This is a genomic window from Mycobacterium sp. 1245499.0, from assembly GCF_001673615.1.
GTDB lineage: Bacteria > Actinomycetota > Actinomycetes > Mycobacteriales > Mycobacteriaceae > Mycobacterium > Mycobacterium europaeum_A.
Window position 1 is genome coordinate 20561 of record NZ_LZMG01000348.1, and the last position, 16398, is coordinate 36958.

19 protein-coding genes are annotated in these 16398 nt (G+C 66.2%); 10 read left to right on the forward strand and 9 right to left on the reverse strand.

Annotation, left to right across the window (positions count from 1 at the left end; all coding sequences use genetic code 11):
* Positions 1–2: 2 nt before the first annotated feature.
* A complete protein-coding gene (locus A5646_RS21675) occupies positions 3–926 on the reverse strand; it encodes a LysR family transcriptional regulator (protein ID WP_067024090.1) in 924 nt (307 codons plus the stop codon).
* A 97-nt stretch (positions 927–1023) separates the two neighbouring features.
* Here A5646_RS21675 and A5646_RS21680 point away from each other — a divergent pair, with 97 nt between their 5' ends.
* The 4 genes from A5646_RS21680 to A5646_RS21695 are packed head-to-tail and all read left to right on the forward strand — an operon-like array spanning position 1024 to position 4332.
* On the forward strand, positions 1024–2301 hold the full coding sequence (locus A5646_RS21680; RefSeq protein ID WP_067024093.1) for an SRPBCC family protein: 1278 nt from the start codon (positions 1024–1026) through the stop codon (positions 2299–2301).
* Positions 2298–2621: a hypothetical protein gene (locus tag A5646_RS21685; RefSeq protein WP_067024096.1), complete on the forward strand. Its 324-nt coding sequence runs from the start codon at positions 2298–2300 to the stop codon at positions 2619–2621. The genes A5646_RS21680 and A5646_RS21685 overlap by 4 nt, the downstream gene beginning before the upstream one ends.
* 5 nt (positions 2622–2626) lie before the next feature.
* Positions 2627–3457, forward strand: a complete 831-nt coding sequence (locus tag A5646_RS21690) for a TauD/TfdA family dioxygenase (protein ID WP_067024099.1) — start codon at positions 2627–2629, stop codon at positions 3455–3457.
* Positions 3454–4332: a TIGR03619 family F420-dependent LLM class oxidoreductase gene (locus A5646_RS21695; RefSeq protein ID WP_067024102.1), complete on the forward strand. Its 879-nt coding sequence runs from the start codon at positions 3454–3456 to the stop codon at positions 4330–4332. Before A5646_RS21690 ends, A5646_RS21695 begins: the two co-directional genes overlap by 4 nt.
* Positions 4333–4427: 95 nt before the next feature.
* Here the strand turns inward: A5646_RS21695 and A5646_RS21700 are convergent, their stop codons facing one another.
* Together A5646_RS21700 and A5646_RS21705 are read right to left on the reverse strand one after the other, a co-directional pair.
* Entirely contained in the window at positions 4428–4937 is a 510-nt protein-coding gene (locus A5646_RS21700; protein WP_067024114.1) for a DUF2505 domain-containing protein, read from the reverse strand.
* A gap of 28 nt (positions 4938–4965) precedes the next feature.
* Complete coding sequence (locus A5646_RS21705; protein ID WP_067024105.1) at positions 4966–5670, reverse strand: M15 family metallopeptidase; 705 nt, start codon at positions 5668–5670, stop codon at positions 4966–4968.
* A 120-nt stretch (positions 5671–5790) separates the two neighbouring features.
* On the opposite strand from A5646_RS21705, the gene A5646_RS21710 reads away from it, so the two are divergent.
* Positions 5791–7359: a serine hydrolase gene (locus A5646_RS21710; RefSeq protein ID WP_067024108.1), complete on the forward strand. Its 1569-nt coding sequence runs from the start codon at positions 5791–5793 to the stop codon at positions 7357–7359.
* A gap of 7 nt (positions 7360–7366) precedes the next feature.
* Here the strand turns inward: A5646_RS21710 and A5646_RS21715 are convergent, their stop codons facing one another.
* The 3 genes from A5646_RS21715 to A5646_RS21725 all read right to left on the reverse strand — a co-directional run bounded on the left by A5646_RS21715 (position 7367) and on the right by A5646_RS21725 (position 11508).
* The gene (locus tag A5646_RS21715) at positions 7367–8908 is read right to left on the reverse strand and encodes an LCP family protein (protein ID WP_066879277.1); all 1542 of its coding nucleotides are present in this window, start codon (positions 8906–8908) and stop codon (positions 7367–7369) included.
* Between the two features lie 193 nt (positions 8909–9101).
* Entirely contained in the window at positions 9102–9968 is an 867-nt protein-coding gene (locus A5646_RS21720; RefSeq protein ID WP_066864964.1) for a phytanoyl-CoA dioxygenase family protein, read from the reverse strand.
* 82 nt (positions 9969–10050) lie between these two features.
* Positions 10051–11508 carry a phospholipase D-like domain-containing protein gene (locus A5646_RS21725; protein ID WP_066879155.1) on the reverse strand — a complete coding sequence of 486 codons (1458 nt, stop codon included), beginning with the start codon at positions 11506–11508 and terminating at the stop codon, positions 10051–10053.
* Between the two features lie 184 nt (positions 11509–11692).
* On the opposite strand from A5646_RS21725, the gene A5646_RS21730 reads away from it, so the two are divergent.
* A complete protein-coding gene (locus A5646_RS21730) occupies positions 11693–12082 on the forward strand; it encodes a DUF732 domain-containing protein (RefSeq protein ID WP_066864956.1) in 390 nt (129 codons plus the stop codon).
* 46 nt (positions 12083–12128) lie between these two features.
* Here the strand turns inward: A5646_RS21730 and A5646_RS21735 are convergent, their stop codons facing one another.
* The 3 genes from A5646_RS21735 to A5646_RS21745 are packed head-to-tail and all read right to left on the reverse strand — an operon-like array spanning position 12129 to position 14292.
* Positions 12129–12725 (reverse strand): methylated-DNA--[protein]-cysteine S-methyltransferase, encoded by a 597-nt coding sequence (locus A5646_RS21735; protein WP_066879274.1) that lies wholly within the window; start codon positions 12723–12725, stop codon positions 12129–12131.
* 14 nt (positions 12726–12739) lie between these two features.
* Entirely contained in the window at positions 12740–13237 is a 498-nt protein-coding gene (locus A5646_RS21740; protein WP_066879151.1) for an RNA polymerase sigma factor, read from the reverse strand.
* Positions 13238–13287: 50 nt separating this feature from the next.
* Positions 13288–14292, reverse strand: coding sequence for an oxygenase MpaB family protein (locus tag A5646_RS21745; RefSeq protein ID WP_066879271.1), 1005 nt, complete (start codon positions 14290–14292; stop codon positions 13288–13290).
* Positions 14293–14389: 97 nt separating this feature from the next.
* Here A5646_RS21745 and A5646_RS21750 point away from each other — a divergent pair, with 97 nt between their 5' ends.
* The 4 genes from A5646_RS21750 to A5646_RS21765 all read left to right on the forward strand — a co-directional run.
* Entirely contained in the window at positions 14390–14986 is a 597-nt protein-coding gene (locus tag A5646_RS21750; protein ID WP_066864946.1) for a TetR/AcrR family transcriptional regulator, read from the forward strand.
* Positions 14987–14997: 11 nt separating this feature from the next.
* The gene (locus A5646_RS21755) at positions 14998–15270 is read left to right on the forward strand and encodes a hypothetical protein (RefSeq protein ID WP_066864943.1); all 273 of its coding nucleotides are present in this window, start codon (positions 14998–15000) and stop codon (positions 15268–15270) included.
* A gap of 58 nt (positions 15271–15328) precedes the next feature.
* Positions 15329–15739, forward strand: coding sequence for a DUF4267 domain-containing protein (locus A5646_RS21760; RefSeq protein ID WP_066865234.1), 411 nt, complete (start codon positions 15329–15331; stop codon positions 15737–15739).
* A 70-nt stretch (positions 15740–15809) separates the two neighbouring features.
* Positions 15810–16398 (forward strand): alpha/beta fold hydrolase (locus A5646_RS21765; protein ID WP_156765670.1); only part of this gene is annotated, 589 nt, incomplete at its 3' end.

Below are 16398 nucleotides of genomic sequence, written 5' to 3' on the forward strand. Positions count from 1 at the left end.
CGTTAGGTCTCGGCTCTGGCGATGTTCTCGACGATGATCTGACAGGCCGTGTCGTAGAAGGCGCTGATCAGCGTGGAGAAGGACAGCTCGAAGGGGTAGATCATGTGCACGGCCAGGGGTTCGACCGCCCATTCGGGAAGGACCGGCACGATGGTGCCCTGTCTCAATTCTTCCGCGCAGATGATCTGTGTCGGCATCGCGCCGATGCCGAGGCCCTGCAGAATGTACTCCTTGCACACCTGAAAGTTGTTGGCTCGGGCCCGCACCCGGGGAGACAGCTCGAATCGTCGGTCGAACTTTGTCAGCGCCAGCTTCTGGGGCCCGCAGAAGCCGAAGTCGATGAACGGCAGCGCGTTCAACTGCAACGGATCGGTGACCGGCTCCGGCAGCGTCTGCACGAATCCCGTCGAGGCGCAGAGGAACAGATTCAGGTCAAACACTTTTCGTGCGATCAGCGTCGAATCCTGCAGCGGTCCCGGACCGAACACGACGTCGAAACCGTCTTTGATCGGGTCGACCATCGCGTCGACCAACCGAATATCCAACCGGGAGTGGGGGTACCGCTGCAGGAAGGTGGCGCCGACCCGGGACGCGTAGTCGATGCCGAGGCTCACCGGTATCGCGACCCGCAGCTCCCCGTGCGGTTCCTGCTTGCTGGCCTCCACCAGTGCCCGCACGCCATTGGCCTCGGCCAAGATGTTCATCGCGTGGTCGTGGATCCGCTCGCCGAGGTCGGTGACCGTGAGTTGATGAGTGTTCTTGCGCAGCAGCTTGATGCCCAGGTCGGATTCCAGCTTGGTCAGCTTGCGGCTCACCGTGGATTTGGGCATTCCGAGCGATGTCGCCGCCTTCGAGATGCTGCGGCAGTCCACCACCTTGCCGAATACCAGCAGGGCATCGAGGTCAAAGGGCAGATTCTGTTCCATCGGTGTTCCAAGTATGCAACAGGGTGTTGCGTCCGTACACCTTATTGGGGCCTCGCGCGACTGCTACCGTCGGCCGCACCACGTAGGAGGAACGGGGATGAACCAGCCCATCGCCGTCGCCAAGCCCCCGACCGGGCACTGGACCGACGCATATCCCGAACTCGGCCGCGGCCCGGTGTCGCTTGAAGACTGCGTGTCCGAAGAGTTCTACGAGAAGGAACGCGAACACGTCTTCAAGAAGACCTGGCTCTACGTCGGACGGGTCGAACGCGTCCCGCGCACGGGCAGCTACTTCACCCGCGAGTTCAAATTCCTGAACACATCGATCATCATCGTGCGCGGCAAGGACCGGGTGATCCGCGCCTTCCACAACATCTGCCCGCACCGCGGCAACAAGATGTTGTGGGAAGACGACCCCTTCCAAGAAGTCTCCGGCCGCGCTCCGCTGCTGTACTGCCGCTTCCATGGCTGGCGCTACAAGCTGGACGGCTCGCTGCACTCGGCCACCCGCAAGGACCTGCTGCTGGACTTCGACGCCGACAGCTGCCGGGTGCCGGCGGTGCAGTGTGAGGTGTGGGAAGGCTTCATCTTCATCAACCTCAACCCGGACAACACCGAGCCGCTGCGTTCCTTCCTCGGCGAACTGGCCCACGGCATCGAGGGCTATCCATTTGACGGCCCGCACCAGGTCTACAAGTTTTCGGCCGAGTTGCAGTGCAATTGGAAGATTTTCGTCGACAGCTTCGCCGAGAGTTACCACGGACCGTACCTGCACGCGTCGTCGTTCGGCGCTCTCACCGCGGAGGCCAGGGACGCCTTCGACCAGCCGAACCCGTTCACCGATGCCCTGGCCTACCAACTGAGCGGCCCGCATCGGATGTTCTCTTTCGCCGGTGAGCCATCGCGAAAGACGCCATATTCCAAGCCGATTGAATGCGTCATGGAAGCCAGCGCGGCGGGGCCCTGGAACAAAAAGCTCGACCGGGGACCGATGCCTCCAGGGATCAATCCCACACGGTCCGAGAAGTACGGGTTCGACTCGTTCCAGTTCTTCCCCAACTTCGTCCTCATTTTCGGCGCATCAGGGTTCACCACCCACGCCCACTGGCCCACCGGACCGCACTCGCACGTGTTCGAAGTCGAGATGTTCTATCAGCCGCCCAAGACGCACAGGGAACGGCTCGGTCAGGAGCTCACCGTCACCTTCCTCAACGACATCATCCTCGAAGACGCCAGCCCGTCGGAGGGCCTGCAGGCGATGCTCAACAGCGGTGTGCTGACCCACTTCACGATGAATGACGAGGAGATCCTGCTGCGCCACCTGCACAAGGTGGTCGGCGACTATGTCGCGGCCGGCGAATCTGGCCAGCAATGAATACCGCACTGCCGCCGGAGTTTTCGCAACTCGAGCACCTGGTGCCCGAGTGGGCGATCGAGGACGGCCACGAGCGCTACGTCAAACGCGTCAACAGCTCGATGGAGCAAATCCGGGCCTTCTACGACGAGGTGTTTCCGCACGCCGAGGAGGCCGTCGCCTACATCGACAAGTTCGACTACTCCGAGCCGCTGCCCGACGACGTCGCCAACCTGCGCAGCCTGCTCTACTCGCTGATCACCGTCTCGCTGGCGGTCGAGTTGTGGAAGCAGCCGCGGGTCAAGCATTCGGCCAACACCATCCTCACGAGAGTCGGCTGAAGACCATGGACCTCACCTCCGCACAGCTGGAGATTGTCGACCTCACCCCGAGAATCGGTAGCGAGATCAGAACCGATCTCGACACGCTGCTGAGCGGGCGCGAGGCTTCGACCATTCGCGAGGTACTCGAACGGCGCGGTGTGGTGTTCTTCCGCGGATTGGACATCGGCGACGAGCAGCAAGTCGCCATCGCCAAGACCCTCGGCACGTTGGTCGCCAACGAAGGCCAGGGTGGCATCAACAAGATCTCCCTCGACGAAAAGGTCAATCAGCGCGCCAAATATCTCAAAGGGTCGATGTTCTGGCACTTCGACGGTTCCTTGCAGCCGCTACCGAATCTGGCCACGCTGCTGCGTGCGGTGCAGCTCTCCGATACCGGTGGGCAGACCGAATTCTGCAACACTTACGCGGCCTACGAAGACCTTCCGGACGCCGACAAGGAGGCGATAGCGGAGCTGCGGGTGGTGCACAGCGCGGAGCGGTCACAGTATTACGTCACCCCGGAGATGAGCTACGACGAAGTGGCGTTCTGGCAGAAGTCGCCCAGCAAGGCCTGCCCCATCGTGTGGACCCACCAATCCGGGCGCAAGTCGCTGCTGTTGGGCGCGACGTCCGACTACGTCATCGGATTGCCGGTAGAGGAAAGCCGCGCTCTGCTTGCCCGGCTTCGTGATTGGGCCACCCAGCCCCGATACGTCTACCAGCATCAGTGGCAGCCGGGCGACCTGCTCATCTGGGACAACACCGGAACCATGCACCGGGTCTTGCCGTATCCGGCGGACAGCGGCCGCCTGATGCACCGAACCATCCTCGCGGGCGAAGAGCCCCTGCAGTGAAAGTCGGCATTGCCACCCCGGTCGTCACCAATGTCGCTGGGGCGCCGCTGGAGTGGGAAAAAGACGCGGGCATCGAGGACATCGGCCGAGCCGCCGAGGTCGCCGACCGCCTCGGCTACCACCACATGACCTGCAGCGAGCACATCGGTATCCCATCGGCCGAATCCGGGCGGCGCGGAGCGCGTTACTGGGATCCACTGGCCACGTTCGGCTACGTGTCGGGGCGCACCACGCGGATTCGCTTGGCCACCATGACCCTGGTGCTCGGATACCACCATCCGCTGGCGATCGTAAAGCGTTACGGCACACTAGATCACGTAAGCGGCGGGCGGGTGATCCTCGGGGTCGGCGTCGGCTCGCTCAAGGAGGAGTTCGACCTGCTCGGTGCGCCTTTCGACGACCGCGGCGCCCGCGGCGACGACGCCCTGAAGGCGCTGCGGGCGGCTCTGACGAGCAACGAGCCGGCGTATCACGGCGAGTTCTACTCGTTCGACGGGCTGACCGTGGATCCCTGTGCGGTACAGGCGCACATGCCGATCTGGGTCGGCGGGCGCACGCGCCGTTCGCTACGGCGCGCGGTCACCCTCGCGGACGGCTGGTGCCCGTACTACGTGTCGATCCGCACCGCGGCGGACTGGCTTCGGCGGTTTGACCTGCCACCGGATTTCGAGGTGGTGATGCCAGCTGAGCAGCCCCTCGACCCGGCCGGGAAGCCCGAAGCGACCCAGGAAACGCTGCGGGAATTGGCCGACGGCGGCACCACGACCCTGTCGGCCCGCTTCGTCCACCATTCGTTGCGGCACTACCTCGAGCAACTCCACGCTCTGATCGAATTGCACCGCGAAGTCTTCGGCGCCGACGCGCGGACGCAGTAGACAGGACTGGCGATGACCATCCGCGACCCCTAGCGGCTGCCGGCTAAATCAACGTGGAGCATCCGGCCCGAAGGCCGCGATCGACGATCCACGCCTCAGGCGTTCTGGATGATCCACGTGGTGGTGAAGCGCAGCATCTCGGGGATGCCCTTGGCCAGGTCAGACCCGATGGACTTCTCCAGCTTGCCGCCCACCAAAGGGATCTTGACCTCGACCCGCAAGGCTGACCGCAATTGCGAGCCCCCGTCGTCCGTCGGCGCCAGCCAGACTTCCGCGCGGCCCGACCCCAAACCGCCGGACGCCGAGACGTTAACGTGTCCGCGCACCTGCCCGTCACCGTCCGGTCGCCACGTCTCCGCCTGCACGATCTTCACGTCACCGGTGACGAACTTGGCGATCAATCCAGGGAGGAGCTGGCGGCCCAGGTGCTGGGTCGTGCGGACCGTCACCGTGCCGTCGTCGTCGACCAGCAGAGAATCCAATGTGACGAGTACGCCGTCAGCGGCCGCGATGCGGGCCAGCCAATAGTCCTCGCGGCCGAAGGCGGAATGGATCTGCTTTACAGTGGCGGACGACTCGGTCGAGACGTCGAATGATCGCGACATATGCATCCATTCTTACCGCAAGCCTGGCTCAGGGCCGCTCGAAGTGCTGGTAGTCGATGGGCTCCGTCCAGTGGCCGCCCCACCGCCACCCGCCGTCCGTGAAGACGCGGACAGCCGGGTCGCCGTCGTGTAAGAGCCCCGGGTCACTGCGGCCGCGATCCAGATAGCCCGCTGCGTTGTGCGGCTGAAAAGTGCCGTCGGCGTAGACGCAGGGGTTCAGGCGTGGGTTCAGGTCGATGGCCCGACCGTAGGCGTGCGGTGACCAGCGTTCGCTTCCCGGGATGCCGCGGCAGTTGAACGCCGACGTGTTGTCGTCCTCCATGGATTGCTCGTCGTCGGCGGCCGGATAGCGGTCCGCGGTGCGGATCTTCTCGATGGGGAAGCCCAGCCGGTGCAGCCGCTCGAAGATCGCGATGACGTCGGGCACCAGGTCCTCGTGCACGATCAGTTCACCGCGGTGGGTCTGGCCGTCGAAGCCAATGTGGTCGACGCCGACGCGCCGCAGCTGCGCCGGGCTCACCGGGCAGCCAGGGCGCCAGCTCGCTCCGAGCTCCCCGGCGGTGACCGGGCGAACGTCGGGATTGCCAGACGCCGGCGGCGGCCTCGACGTCGTGGATGCGGGAGGTGACGGCCCGGCCACCGGGGGTGGCGGCGCGGCGGTGCACTGCGTCGCGGTGACCCCGACCGCCAACGCGCCGGCCAGCACGGCACCCCACCGCCTGCCGGCAATCAACGGGGATGGGTCCTCACCGCTTGCTCCATCGCGAACAAGACCGTCGCAACCGGGCGTCGCGAGACGGGTCCGGCGCCAACGCTACTGCAGACAGCCAAGCCCCCGCCTTACCCTTGCGATATGCCGGTAGTCAGTGGCAGGGGGAAGTTCTGGCCACCCTCGCTGCGCAAGACGGTTGTCGTCGCGATTGTGTTGGTCGCCCTCATCGCGGCTTCGCCGTGGGCGTTCACGGCACACACACCGGTCCCCGAGCGCCCACCGCAGCCCGCGCAGACACCCGCACAAACGCAGGCGCCCGCGGCGGCGCCGACTGCGGCTCCCGCCCCCGAATTCGACACCATCTCCAAGCTGATGAATGACGCGATCGCGGCAGGCGGGCTCCCGGGCGGCGTGGTGATGGTTGGGCACGACAGCAAGGTCGTCTTCCACCAGGCCTACGGGTCGCGCAAGCTCGCGGGCGAGCCGGGGCTGGACGGGTCGCCCGCACCGGCCGAGCCGATGACCGAGGACACCATCTTCGACATGGCGTCACTGACGAAGTGTCTCGCCACGGCGGTCGCCATCATGCAGCTCTACGAACAGGGCAAGGTTGCGTTCGACGATCCGGTGCAGAAGTATCTGCCCGACTTCAACGCGGCGAACGACCCGCAGCGGGCGAAGGTCACGGTCCGCATGCTGCTGACCAACACCTCCGGCGAGGGGATCGACGTCAACCTCGCAGACCCTTGGGGACTGGGCGGACCCGACAAAGCCGAAGGCATTCATCGCGCGCTCACCACGCCACTGCAGTCGGGCCCGGGGGAGCTTTTCCGCTATTCCGACATCAACTACATCCTGCTGGGCGCGCTGCTGGAAAAGACGACCGGCGAGGCCGAGGACACCTACGTCGAGCGCAATGTATTTGCGCCGCTTGGGCTGCAAGACACTCGGTATCTTCCGGTGGACAAAGCGTGCGGACCACATGTAGTGCGCGGGGCCGCCGTAGCGTGGGGCCCCGCCGCAGCGGGGTCGGCGCCCGTGACATGTCCTGCGGGGACCTGGAACACGAACGTTTTGCCGCGCATCGCCCCGACAGCGCGCGACGAGGAAAGCCGAGACGACCCGGGCAAGAATCCGGATTTCTTTGCGCTGCTTCGGGGTACGGTGCATGACCCGACGGCGCGCCGCATGGGAGGAGTGGCCGGCAACGCCGGCCTGTTCTCGACGGCCCACGACGTCGGCGTCTTTGCCCAGGCGCTGCTTGATCGGCTGGCGGATCGCCCGAGTGAATTCCCCTTGCGGCCAACGACTCTCGCGCTGATGACGACACCGCAGCAGCCCGGCCATAGCCCGGAACAAGTAGAAGCGGCCAACCGTGCCGCCCAGCAAGCCCGCACTCCGAAATATCCGGCGATCGAGGGGCAGAGCCTGTTCGGTTTTGGCTGGGACATCGACACGGCCTTCTCCAGGCCGCGCGGGACGGTCTTTCCCGTCGGCAGCTTCGGCAACACCGGATTTACCGGAACCACGCTGTGGATGGACCCAGGGTCGAATACCTACGTCATTCTGCTCTCGAACTCGATTCACCTACGGGGCAGCCCGCCGATCTCGCACCTCCGGGGCGCGGTGGCCACAGCCGCGGCGCAGGCCCTGCACCTCTACGGCGCCGCACCAATGGAAACGACGCCCGCGCCGCGGAAAAAACCGTAGCTCTTTGTCATTTCACGCAGGGAATGCCGTCGGCGGTCATGCGGGAGAGGTTGGTAACGGCGGGTTGCTGCGTACCGGCGCCGGTAGCGGGCACGGTGGTGACCGGTGCCGCTGCCGTCGTCGTCGATTCCGACGTGGAACGATGGGTCTGGTCGAACCGGGAGAAATCGGTCCCGACGGTCAGCCGCACCGTGTTGAGGGCGACGCTGTCGGATGCGGTCGCCGTTATGTCGTACTGGTCGGCGAGCTCGGTGGCCGCCACCTTCGCGCCGACCCCATAGGTGATGGTGCTGGTCTCGGTGGTGGAGTCGGCCGTGCTCACCTTGCCCTGGCTGAATTTCCCAGTCGCCAAGAGCATTTGGACAGTTGCGGCCTCACCCTGGCGTCCCGAGGCATTGACGACGTCGAGGACGACGCTGCCCGCGGTGCTCTGCGCGTCGCCGTCCGGTTGCGCCGCCGTGGTGGGGCTGGTGGTCGAGGGTGCGGTAGACGAATCGGCGCCCACCAGGTTGTGTGCGATGGATCGGACGGTGGATGTGTCGATGAAGTTCACATAGGCGCCATCTGAGAGTTGACCGAAGCCGGTGACCGGCAGCGTGTACAGCTCCACCGGCCTATTGGGGTATGTCAACGCATTTCGCACGAAATCGTCGAAGTCGAAGCCGGCGTCCACGGCGACGTTCTGCTTGGCGACGTCCAACAGGGCGCGCAGCCGGCTGGGGTCCGACAGCGCCCCGCCGCGGCGCAGCGCGCTGAGAACCGAGACGATGAAGGCCTGCTGGCGCCGGCTTCGATCGAGGTCGGTGAACGCCGCATCGTTGGGGTCGCGGCGTTGTCGAACGAAGGCCATTGCCTGGCCTGCGCTGATCTGTTGCATGCCCTTATGAAAGTCCGCGCCGGAATAGTAGCGGTCCGACGTGTCCTCGTTGAGGCACACCGTGATTGGTTCCACCACCCGGGCGATTTGGAAGAATCCGGCCAAGGTGACTTCGATGAAGTGGTCGATCGGGATCTGCAAAAGGCTTTTGACGGTGCTGATCTCGGCTTTGCGGCCCGCCTCCCGTGCGGCCTGTTCCTTCGCGGTGGCGTCTTGACCTTGAGTCGGGGTCGGACTCGATTGCGAGCCGGCGGAGGTGCGGCCGGTCATCACCCGTTGGTAGGCGTAGCTGTAGGCCTCCTTGATCTTGCCGCGGCAGTCCGAGGTGGGGCATCCGGCCAGATCGACATAATCGTCGCGGGGGATTGAGATCGCCGTGGCCGCAGCGTCGCCGGCGGGCAGGTGCACGACGATGAGCGCGTCGGAATCCCCGTCGGCGGAGTCCTCGTTGCCCGCGTGCAGCGCGTCATAGATGTCGGGTGGAAGCGGCCTGCCATGCTGGTCGCGCCGGCTGTCCAGACCCATGATCAGAATGTTCTGATCACTTCCGGTCGATGCCGGTTCACCGGCCAGCGCCTCGGATTTGGTGATGCCCGCCGACGCGCTGCGATACGCGTGCCAAGCGATGCCGATGACCGCGACCACCACCAGGGAGATCAACGCGGCCAGCATCTTGGCACCGGCCACGATTCTGTGGTTGCGGTGCAGGCGATTCCGGGGCTCGGCCGTCGCTGAATCCGATGCTTCTTCGCCGGGCGGCCCCGCTCGACGCGTCATGACAGGACTGAGAATAGCCAGGTAGCGGCGCTTCAAACCGCGGTTTGCGCGGATTGAGAGGTCGGCATCGGGTGGCGCGGCTACGGTGTTACTGCGGCCCGAACTCAATCTCCAAGAGCCGCAACGGATGCAGCCCGTCGACGTTGCCGACGAACGGCGGGTGGATGCTGTAGCCGAGCATCCGGCGGATGTCATCGGAAACGGTTCGCGCGATATCTCGCGACACCGACAAGGTGAAGGCCTCCATCGGGCGCAGCCAGGGTTGGCAGTACTGCGCGGTGACGGCGAGGCGCTCACCGTCGGTGTTGTTCGCGCCGCCGCCGTGCCACAGCGTGCCCACGAAGAAGACGCACGAGCCGGCGGGCATGACGACCGGTAAAGCCTCATCGCCGGGAGCGGGCCGGCGCTTGCCCCAGCGATGGCTGCCGGGGTAGAGGACCGTGGCGCCGTTGTCGGCGGTGAAGTCGTCGATCGCCCAGATCGTCGCGGCGGCCAACGGTGCGCGGGGGCGCGGAATCGGGTAGAAGCCGTCGTCGTGGTGCGCCAGCTGTGCGGCCTCACCGGGCTGAATGTTGATGGCCTGCAACGCCGAAAGCAGGTAGTTGGGCATCAGCAAGCGGTCGAGCACCGCCAGCACCCGGGGATCATCGACAAGTCGATCGCACACCCGGGTCCTACTCAGCACGCTGTAGATGCGCTGGGTGCGCAGGCCCTCGAACGAGTTGCGTCCGGTGTGCCCGAGCCACGGCCGCACCACCTCGCGGATCTGCGAGCACTGCTCGGCGCTGATCAGGTTCTCCCAGATGACGTAGCCGTCGCGGTCCAGGGCCGCCATGTCCGCCTCGACAATCGCGTTGTCGACCGAACTTCCGCCGGTCGGCGTGCGCTTGTACCGCTGCGCCAGATCGCCCCGCAGATCCTCCAGCGTGGTGACGGATTCGTCGTCGATGCTCATCGGTGCTCGTCCTTAGTCCACTGGCACTTCTGCCCACACTAAGCCGATTTCGCCTCGGTCCACACCCCGAATCGCCGACTCGTCAGCCCCGAAGGCCGGTGATGAAGCGTTGCACGCTACGGGTCAGCGACCGCGGAACGTGGTCGGGATCCATCAGGTCGTTCTCGGCCAGCGGACCCGCCTCGTTGGCCACGGTGCGCTCGGTGAATGGCCGCAACGTCTTGCCCTCTCCGCGAAGCGCCTCGATCGCCTTGAAAACCGACTGGTGTTCGCCGATCGCCTCTGTCAACTCGCCCACCGAAACACCGAGGTGCTCGGCCACCAATTCGTCCCGGAACGAAGAGATTTCGCGGCGCAGCTCGTCGTGTCGCGGATCATCCGGCCGCGCCTCGATGGCCACGTCGCACTCGCTGTCGAAGCCCATGGACCGGTTGTTGAAATTCGACGAGCCGATACGCAACAGCCGATCGTCGACCACCAACACCTTCGAGTGCACGTAGATCGGTCCGTCGCCGTCGGTCACCGGCCAGTAGATGCCCAACCGGTCATGCTCGTCGGCTTCCCACAGCAGCCGGATGAGGCGGTGCCGTGCGCTGTCCATGGTTCCGCGCTCGAGAGGGTTGTTGCCCCTACGGGCCAGCACGATGACGACGTCGGGACCGTCGTCTTCGGCCAGCCGCGCGGCCAGCGCCTCGACGATGGTCCGGGAAGCCAGATACTGGTTCTCGACATAGATGGTGTGGCGTGCCGCCGCGATCGCCGCCAGGTTGAGCGCCTCGACCTCCCGCACTTCGGGGCGATCTAGCAGCTCCGGCACGGTGCGGGCGATTCCGACGTCCACGTTGTGCAGGCTCGGCCGCAGCTTGGCGGGCCAGGCGCTGTGCTTGGCCTCGACCTGGCTCAGCGATTGTTTCGTCGCGGTCTCCCAGCGCGCCAGCGCCTGCTCGCCCAGCGCCCGCGCCGCCGCGCCGTCAACCGCCAGCCCGACGTCGTGCCGCGGCCCATAGCCGCGTCCCGCCGTGCGCCGATGGCGATTGTCGTGCTCATGCGCACGGGTGTCCCACCGTTCCAGGGTGAGATCGATGCCGGCGCAGAAGGCCACGGCGTCGTCGATGACGACGATCTTCTGATGGTGCACGGAGCCGATCGGGTGTGCGCCGTCGATGGCGAAGTGCAGTCGCCTGCTGCTGATCTGGTTGAGCAGCGACACCGGGGTGAGGGCGAACCACAGCCCATCGAAGGCCGGCAGCAGACGAAGATTGGACTTCAGTACATAGATGTCCAGGCCGGGGCGTTTCCACACCATCCAATAAAGGAACGCGCCCAACTGATTTGGCCCGGGAAGGGTTTTCTCGCCCCGCTCGAACGTCACCCGCGAGTCGAAATCCCAGCCGATCAGCACGATTCGATGGCGGGCGCGCAACATGGCCGCCTTGACGTGCTTGAAGTAGTCGGCCGCGTCGATGATGGGGGCAAACTGGTCGGCACGCGCCACGCGCCAGCAGGTCTGGCCGGGAATCAGAAGTCGATCGTCGTGCATGCCGGGGCTCTCAACGAGGTTGATAGGGCAGCGCGGACATAGCCACTGTGTACCACATCGGAGGCGGCTGTCAGGATTGCTGCGCAACCGCCGCCCGACCGCTCGACTTGCACCTTCACCGCGGTTATGCGGGGTCGGAGGGCCTCGGCAGGACAATGGCGCCGATCTATATGAGGATGAAGCGATGCGAATGCTGGTAGTGCTTGCGGGCTCCGCCGCCCTGGTCGGCGCGGCCGCGCCCGCCTACGCCGACCCGGTCGGGACTTCGGGACCTGATGCGAGCTTCATCGCCGCGCTCAACCAGGCGGGCATCACCTATCGGGATCCGGCCGCCGCCGTCGGGGTGGGCAAAAGGGCGTGTGAGCTGATGGACCAGGGCAGTCCCCAGGTGGACGTCATCAAGAGCGTGTCGTCGAGCAATCCCGGGTTCACGGTCGACGGCGCCGCGCAGTTCACCATGATCGCGGCGAGCGCCTACTGCCCGCAGCACCTGGGTCAACGCGTGAACCAGGCGCCGCCGGCGCAGCCGGCGCCGGTCGTCGACCTTCCGCCGCTCACCCCAGGCGCCGCCTAGCGGTCGGCTCGGCCGCTATCACGTTATGCAGCAACGGGTTTCGCCCTTACGCCGCGGCCTCGAGGGTGAGCAAGATGCGTTTGGCTTCCACGCCCCCGAGATAGCCGCCCAGCGCGCCGTCGCTGCGCACCACGCGGTGGCAGGGGACCACGACCGGTAGCGGGTTGGTGGCACAGGCACTGCCGACGGCGCGAACGGCGTTGGGGTTGCCCGCCAGCCTGGCCACCGCGGCGTAGCTCGCGGTGTGGCCGTAGCCGATCTCGGGCAGATGGCGAAGCACCGTGTTGCGGAATCCGACCGAGAGCCGCCAGTCCAGCGGCACACTGAATTCTTGGCGCTTGGCGGCGAAATACTCGTCGAGTTGCCTGGCGGCCGTGTCGAGACGGGCCGGCGCGAGCAGGATGCGTGGGCTGATTCTGTCGGCGAGGCTCTGCAGGACGGTGTCGTGGCCCTCGCTGGCGTAGGCGACGCGGACCAGGCCGTGCTCGGTAGCCGCGATGAGCAGGGCGCCGACCGGGCTGTCGACGACACGGTAGGCGATGTCGAGGATGCCTTGGTGTTCGGCGGACGTGGCTAGCCGGGCGTGCAGCGCGTCGAGATCGCCGGCGGTGGCGTCGGTGATCCGCGCCAGCTCGTGGGCCATCACTCGTTCGTTGCTCATCGGTGTTCTCCTGTCCCGGTGGTGGCGATGCCGGGGTACGTGCGCCTGAGGGTGGCGATGCCGTCGGCGGCGGCGCGCCGGGCGGCGTCGGGGCTGCCGCCGAGGATGGCGGCGATCTCGGCGTAGGGCAGGCCGGCCAGATAGTGGTAGGCCACGGCCTGCTTCTGTTTGGCCGGCAGCCTGTCCAGCGCGTCGGCGAGGTCGTCGTCCCTGCCGGGGTCCGCCGGGCCGGCGGTCTCGGGAACCTGATCGGTGGGCACCGCGCGCCGCGCCCGGGCCCGGGTGACGTCGATGGCTTTGCGGTGTGCGATGGTGACCAGCCAGGCCTCGACGTTGGCGTCGGCGGGCAGGTCGGGGTAGCTGCGCAACGCGGATAAGAACGTCTCCGACCAGGCGTCGTCGGCGTCGACCGGCCCCACGATGGCACGGCACACCCGCAACACCGCGGGACCGTGGTCGACCACCACCGCCTCGAAGGGGCGTTTGGCTGTCACGCTGTGTAGACGCTTGGGCCGGGAGTTCTGTGAGATGCCCTTAGTGTGGGCTACACCGACTGGAAGCTGCGCTCCACCTCGGAGCGGCTGCGAACCTGATCGCTGCCGAGGACGTAGGTCGGCAGGGTGTGTGGGACGGCGGTGCCGCCCTTGACCCTGGCCTGGGCCTGCCGAAACTCCGGGGCCGGGCCGGATGCGGCGTTGATCCCGTTGATGATCGACCACACCGCGGTGCGACGGGCGGTGCGCTCGATGATGTTGCAGTCGCGGTGCTGCAGCAGCTGCTTGGCCCACTTCGGCATGGTGTCACGGATGGCCCAGTCGACGGCCGCCTGCGGCATGGGAACGTTGGGGCCGGTACCCATCGCTTTGCCATGTGTGACAGCCAGTTTCGGCAAGTAGGACTCGAGACACTCGAGCGTTTCGGCCTTGGTGGCCGGCAGATCGGTGCCGCCCAGGGCGTGTCCGACCCGGACGAACTCGCCGTAGTATCGGTCGAGTTGCTTGCCGCGCAAGGGCATTGGGTGATAAAGCTCGTGTGCGGTGGCCAGGCCCCAGACCACCGTTGCATAGTTCCACCGCAGCCACTCGGGGTCGTCGGCGTCGTAGCGGGCGCCGTCGGGGCGCGTGCCCTTGATGGTGTGGTGCATCGCGCGCACCGATTTCGCCAGTCGCTCAGCGGTTTCCGTCGACCCGTATGCCGTGCCGATGAAGAAGGCCACCGAGTGGCCGAGGCGCGTCGCTGCGCCTTCCGGATCGATGTGGGGCACATGCGAAACCGGGTTCCCGTTGCTGTCCCGCTTGATCAGCCGCGAGTGATGCATCCCCATCCAATAGATCGACGGGTCCAGGGTCTCCATGAAGGCGGCGCATTGCAGGCCGAAGATCAGGGCGGGCAGGTGCGAATGCACCCGCCACACGGCGCTGTCGGGACCGAACCAGCCCGGATCGCCGACGGGTGCGGCGAACTCCATGCCACGAAAGAAGTACCGCCGCATGTTGTCGTCCAACTTTTTGTTGATCAGCTGCCCGACGATCTGGTGTGGCAGAAACACGGCGCGCTCCTCGGCAGTTCTGGTCACGACTGTAACCAGAATAAGTTTTGGCTACGAGTGTGACAAGACCGAAGCCCACTCGACTTACGCTGTAGGAATGTCGAGTCCCACCCGGTGGGCCGGTATACCGCTCAAGGACCGCCGCGCCGAGCGTCGTGCGCTGCTGGTCGAGGCCGCCTATCGCCTGTTCGGCAACGGCGGCGAGGCGGCCGTCTCGGTGCGCTCGGTATGCCGGGAATGCGGGCTGAACACGCGGTACTTCTACGAAAGCTTCGGTGACACCGACGAACTGCTCGGCGCGGTCTACGACCGGGTGAGCGAGCAGCTGACCGAGGTGATCGCGGCCGCCATCGAGGAGGCGGGGGACTCGTTGGGGGCCCGAACCCGCGCCGGCATCGCGGCGGTGCTGGGCTTCTCGTCGGCCGATCCGCGGCGCGGTCGCGTGTTGTTCACCGATGCCCGCACGAATCCCGTGCTGGCCGCGCGCCGTCGCGCGACGCAGGACATGCTGCGCCAGGGCGTGCTGACCGAGGGCTGGCGGCTCAATCCGGATTCCGATCCGGTGGCCGCGGAGGTGGCCGCCGCCCTGTACACGGGTGCCATGGCCGAGCTTGCTCAGCAGTGGCTCGCCGGGCATCTGGGCAGTGATCTCGACGCCGTCGTCGACTACGCTCTCAAACTGGTGCTTCGGTAGCTGGGAGTCTCATGGGCGGAATCGATCATGCGATGGCCCCGGTCCGACGCATCCTCGGGCACAAGGTCAGCGTCGGCGCGCTGATCGAACTGGCGGTGTGGCTGACCATTCCGTATTTGTGTATTGGGTTCGCGTGGACCGTCTTTCATCCCGAGCAGACCCAGCGAATCCAGGCACGGATCGAAGCCGTGTCGCCCACCGGCGCGGACGCCATAGCCTTCGGGGCGGCCACGGTGCTGTGGCCGGCGTCGTTGCAGATCGCCGATTCCTGCCCCGCACCGTGAGCGACGTGCGGACGCAATGCGTGCACGACGGGACGGTTTGCTCCTAGGCTCTGTGAACATGTCAATCGACCGGTTCGGCCTTCTTGCAGGCACCATCCGCCTCGCCTCTGGCGTTTCATTCCTCGTCGATCCCTTACGGGCGAACAAGCTATGGGGCGACCCGGAAGAGCCGACGCCGACCGCGCAATTGTTGTTGCGCTCGATGGGTTATCGCGACGCATTGATCGGTGTGCTGCTCGCCGCGGCGGCGCTGCGCGGTAAGAACACGCGCGGCTGGTTTCTGGCGTCCGCCGGCGCCGACGTGGCCGACCTGGTCGGCGGGCTGAGCGTGCACGGCGAGCTGAAGCCCTCCCAACAGATCATCGGCCTGGGCGGCGCCGCCGTCGGCGTCGCCACCGGCCTCTGGGGTGCGGTACGCCCGAGCCGCCGTCCGGCCAACCGCGCGGTGACCGAACCGCCAGCGCCCTGAGCTGACATACCCGGGCGAATCATTAATTTTTTGCTGCCCTAGAACGGAATGCACTCGGTACGCTCAGTGCGTGCCGGAGACGGCGTATGCAAACAGCGGTGGTCTCAGCCTCGCGTACCAGGTGTTTGGTGACGGGCCGATCGAACTTGTCTTCGCTGGCTCGTTCGCCAGCCATGTCGAGCTGTACTGGGCGATGCCGGAGTTCCAGGCCTTCATGGAGCGGCTGGCCACCTTCTGCCGAGTGATCCTCTTCGACAAGGCGGGCGTCGGGTTGTCGGACCCGGTGCCGCGGGTCCGCACCCTGGACGATCGGGCCGCCGAGATCGAGGCCGTCATGGACGCCGCGGGCTTCCAGCGGGCCGCCCTGCTGGGCGTGAGCGAGGGCGGCCCGGCCGCCATGTTGTTCGCCGCGACGCGACCGGAAAGGACCAGGGCGCTGATCCTCACCGGCACGGCGGCATACCTTCCCAGCCAGGGATGGGACGACCTCGATCTTGATCCGGCCGAACTGCGGGCACGCTGCATAGCCGAGCTCGGCGAGGAGTACACCCCGTCCGAAGAACAGATCAGCGGCTTTCAGAGGTTCGGCCGGGCGGTGTTGTCGGCGTGGGGAAGTGGCGAGGCCCTCAAATGTCTGCTGCCCTCCGTCCGGTCCTCTC

Coding starts and splice junctions, on each gene's coding strand:
- A5646_RS21675 (WP_067024090.1), bottom strand. CDS start 926: ATGGAACAGAATCTGCCCTTTGACCTCGATGCCCTGCTGGTATTCGGC.
- A5646_RS21680 (WP_067024093.1), top strand. CDS start 1,024: ATGAACCAGCCCATCGCCGTCGCCAAGCCCCCGACCGGGCACTGGACC.
- A5646_RS21685 (WP_067024096.1), top strand. CDS start 2,298: ATGAATACCGCACTGCCGCCGGAGTTTTCGCAACTCGAGCACCTGGTG.
- A5646_RS21690 (WP_067024099.1), top strand. CDS start 2,627: ATGGACCTCACCTCCGCACAGCTGGAGATTGTCGACCTCACCCCGAGA.
- A5646_RS21700 (WP_067024114.1), bottom strand. CDS start 4,937: ATGTCGCGATCATTCGACGTCTCGACCGAGTCGTCCGCCACTGTAAAG.
- A5646_RS21710 (WP_067024108.1), top strand. CDS start 5,791: ATGCCGGTAGTCAGTGGCAGGGGGAAGTTCTGGCCACCCTCGCTGCGC.
- A5646_RS21715 (WP_066879277.1), bottom strand. CDS start 8,908: ATGCTGGCCGCGTTGATCTCCCTGGTGGTGGTCGCGGTCATCGGCATC.
- A5646_RS21720 (WP_066864964.1), bottom strand. CDS start 9,968: ATGAGCATCGACGACGAATCCGTCACCACGCTGGAGGATCTGCGGGGC.
- A5646_RS21725 (WP_066879155.1), bottom strand. CDS start 11,508: ATGCACGACGATCGACTTCTGATTCCCGGCCAGACCTGCTGGCGCGTG.
- A5646_RS21730 (WP_066864956.1), top strand. CDS start 11,693: ATGCGAATGCTGGTAGTGCTTGCGGGCTCCGCCGCCCTGGTCGGCGCG.
- A5646_RS21735 (WP_066879274.1), bottom strand. CDS start 12,725: ATGGCCCACGAGCTGGCGCGGATCACCGACGCCACCGCCGGCGATCTC.
- A5646_RS21750 (WP_066864946.1), top strand. CDS start 14,390: ATGTCGAGTCCCACCCGGTGGGCCGGTATACCGCTCAAGGACCGCCGC.
- A5646_RS21755 (WP_066864943.1), top strand. CDS start 14,998: ATGGGCGGAATCGATCATGCGATGGCCCCGGTCCGACGCATCCTCGGG.
- A5646_RS21760 (WP_066865234.1), top strand. CDS start 15,329: ATGTCAATCGACCGGTTCGGCCTTCTTGCAGGCACCATCCGCCTCGCC.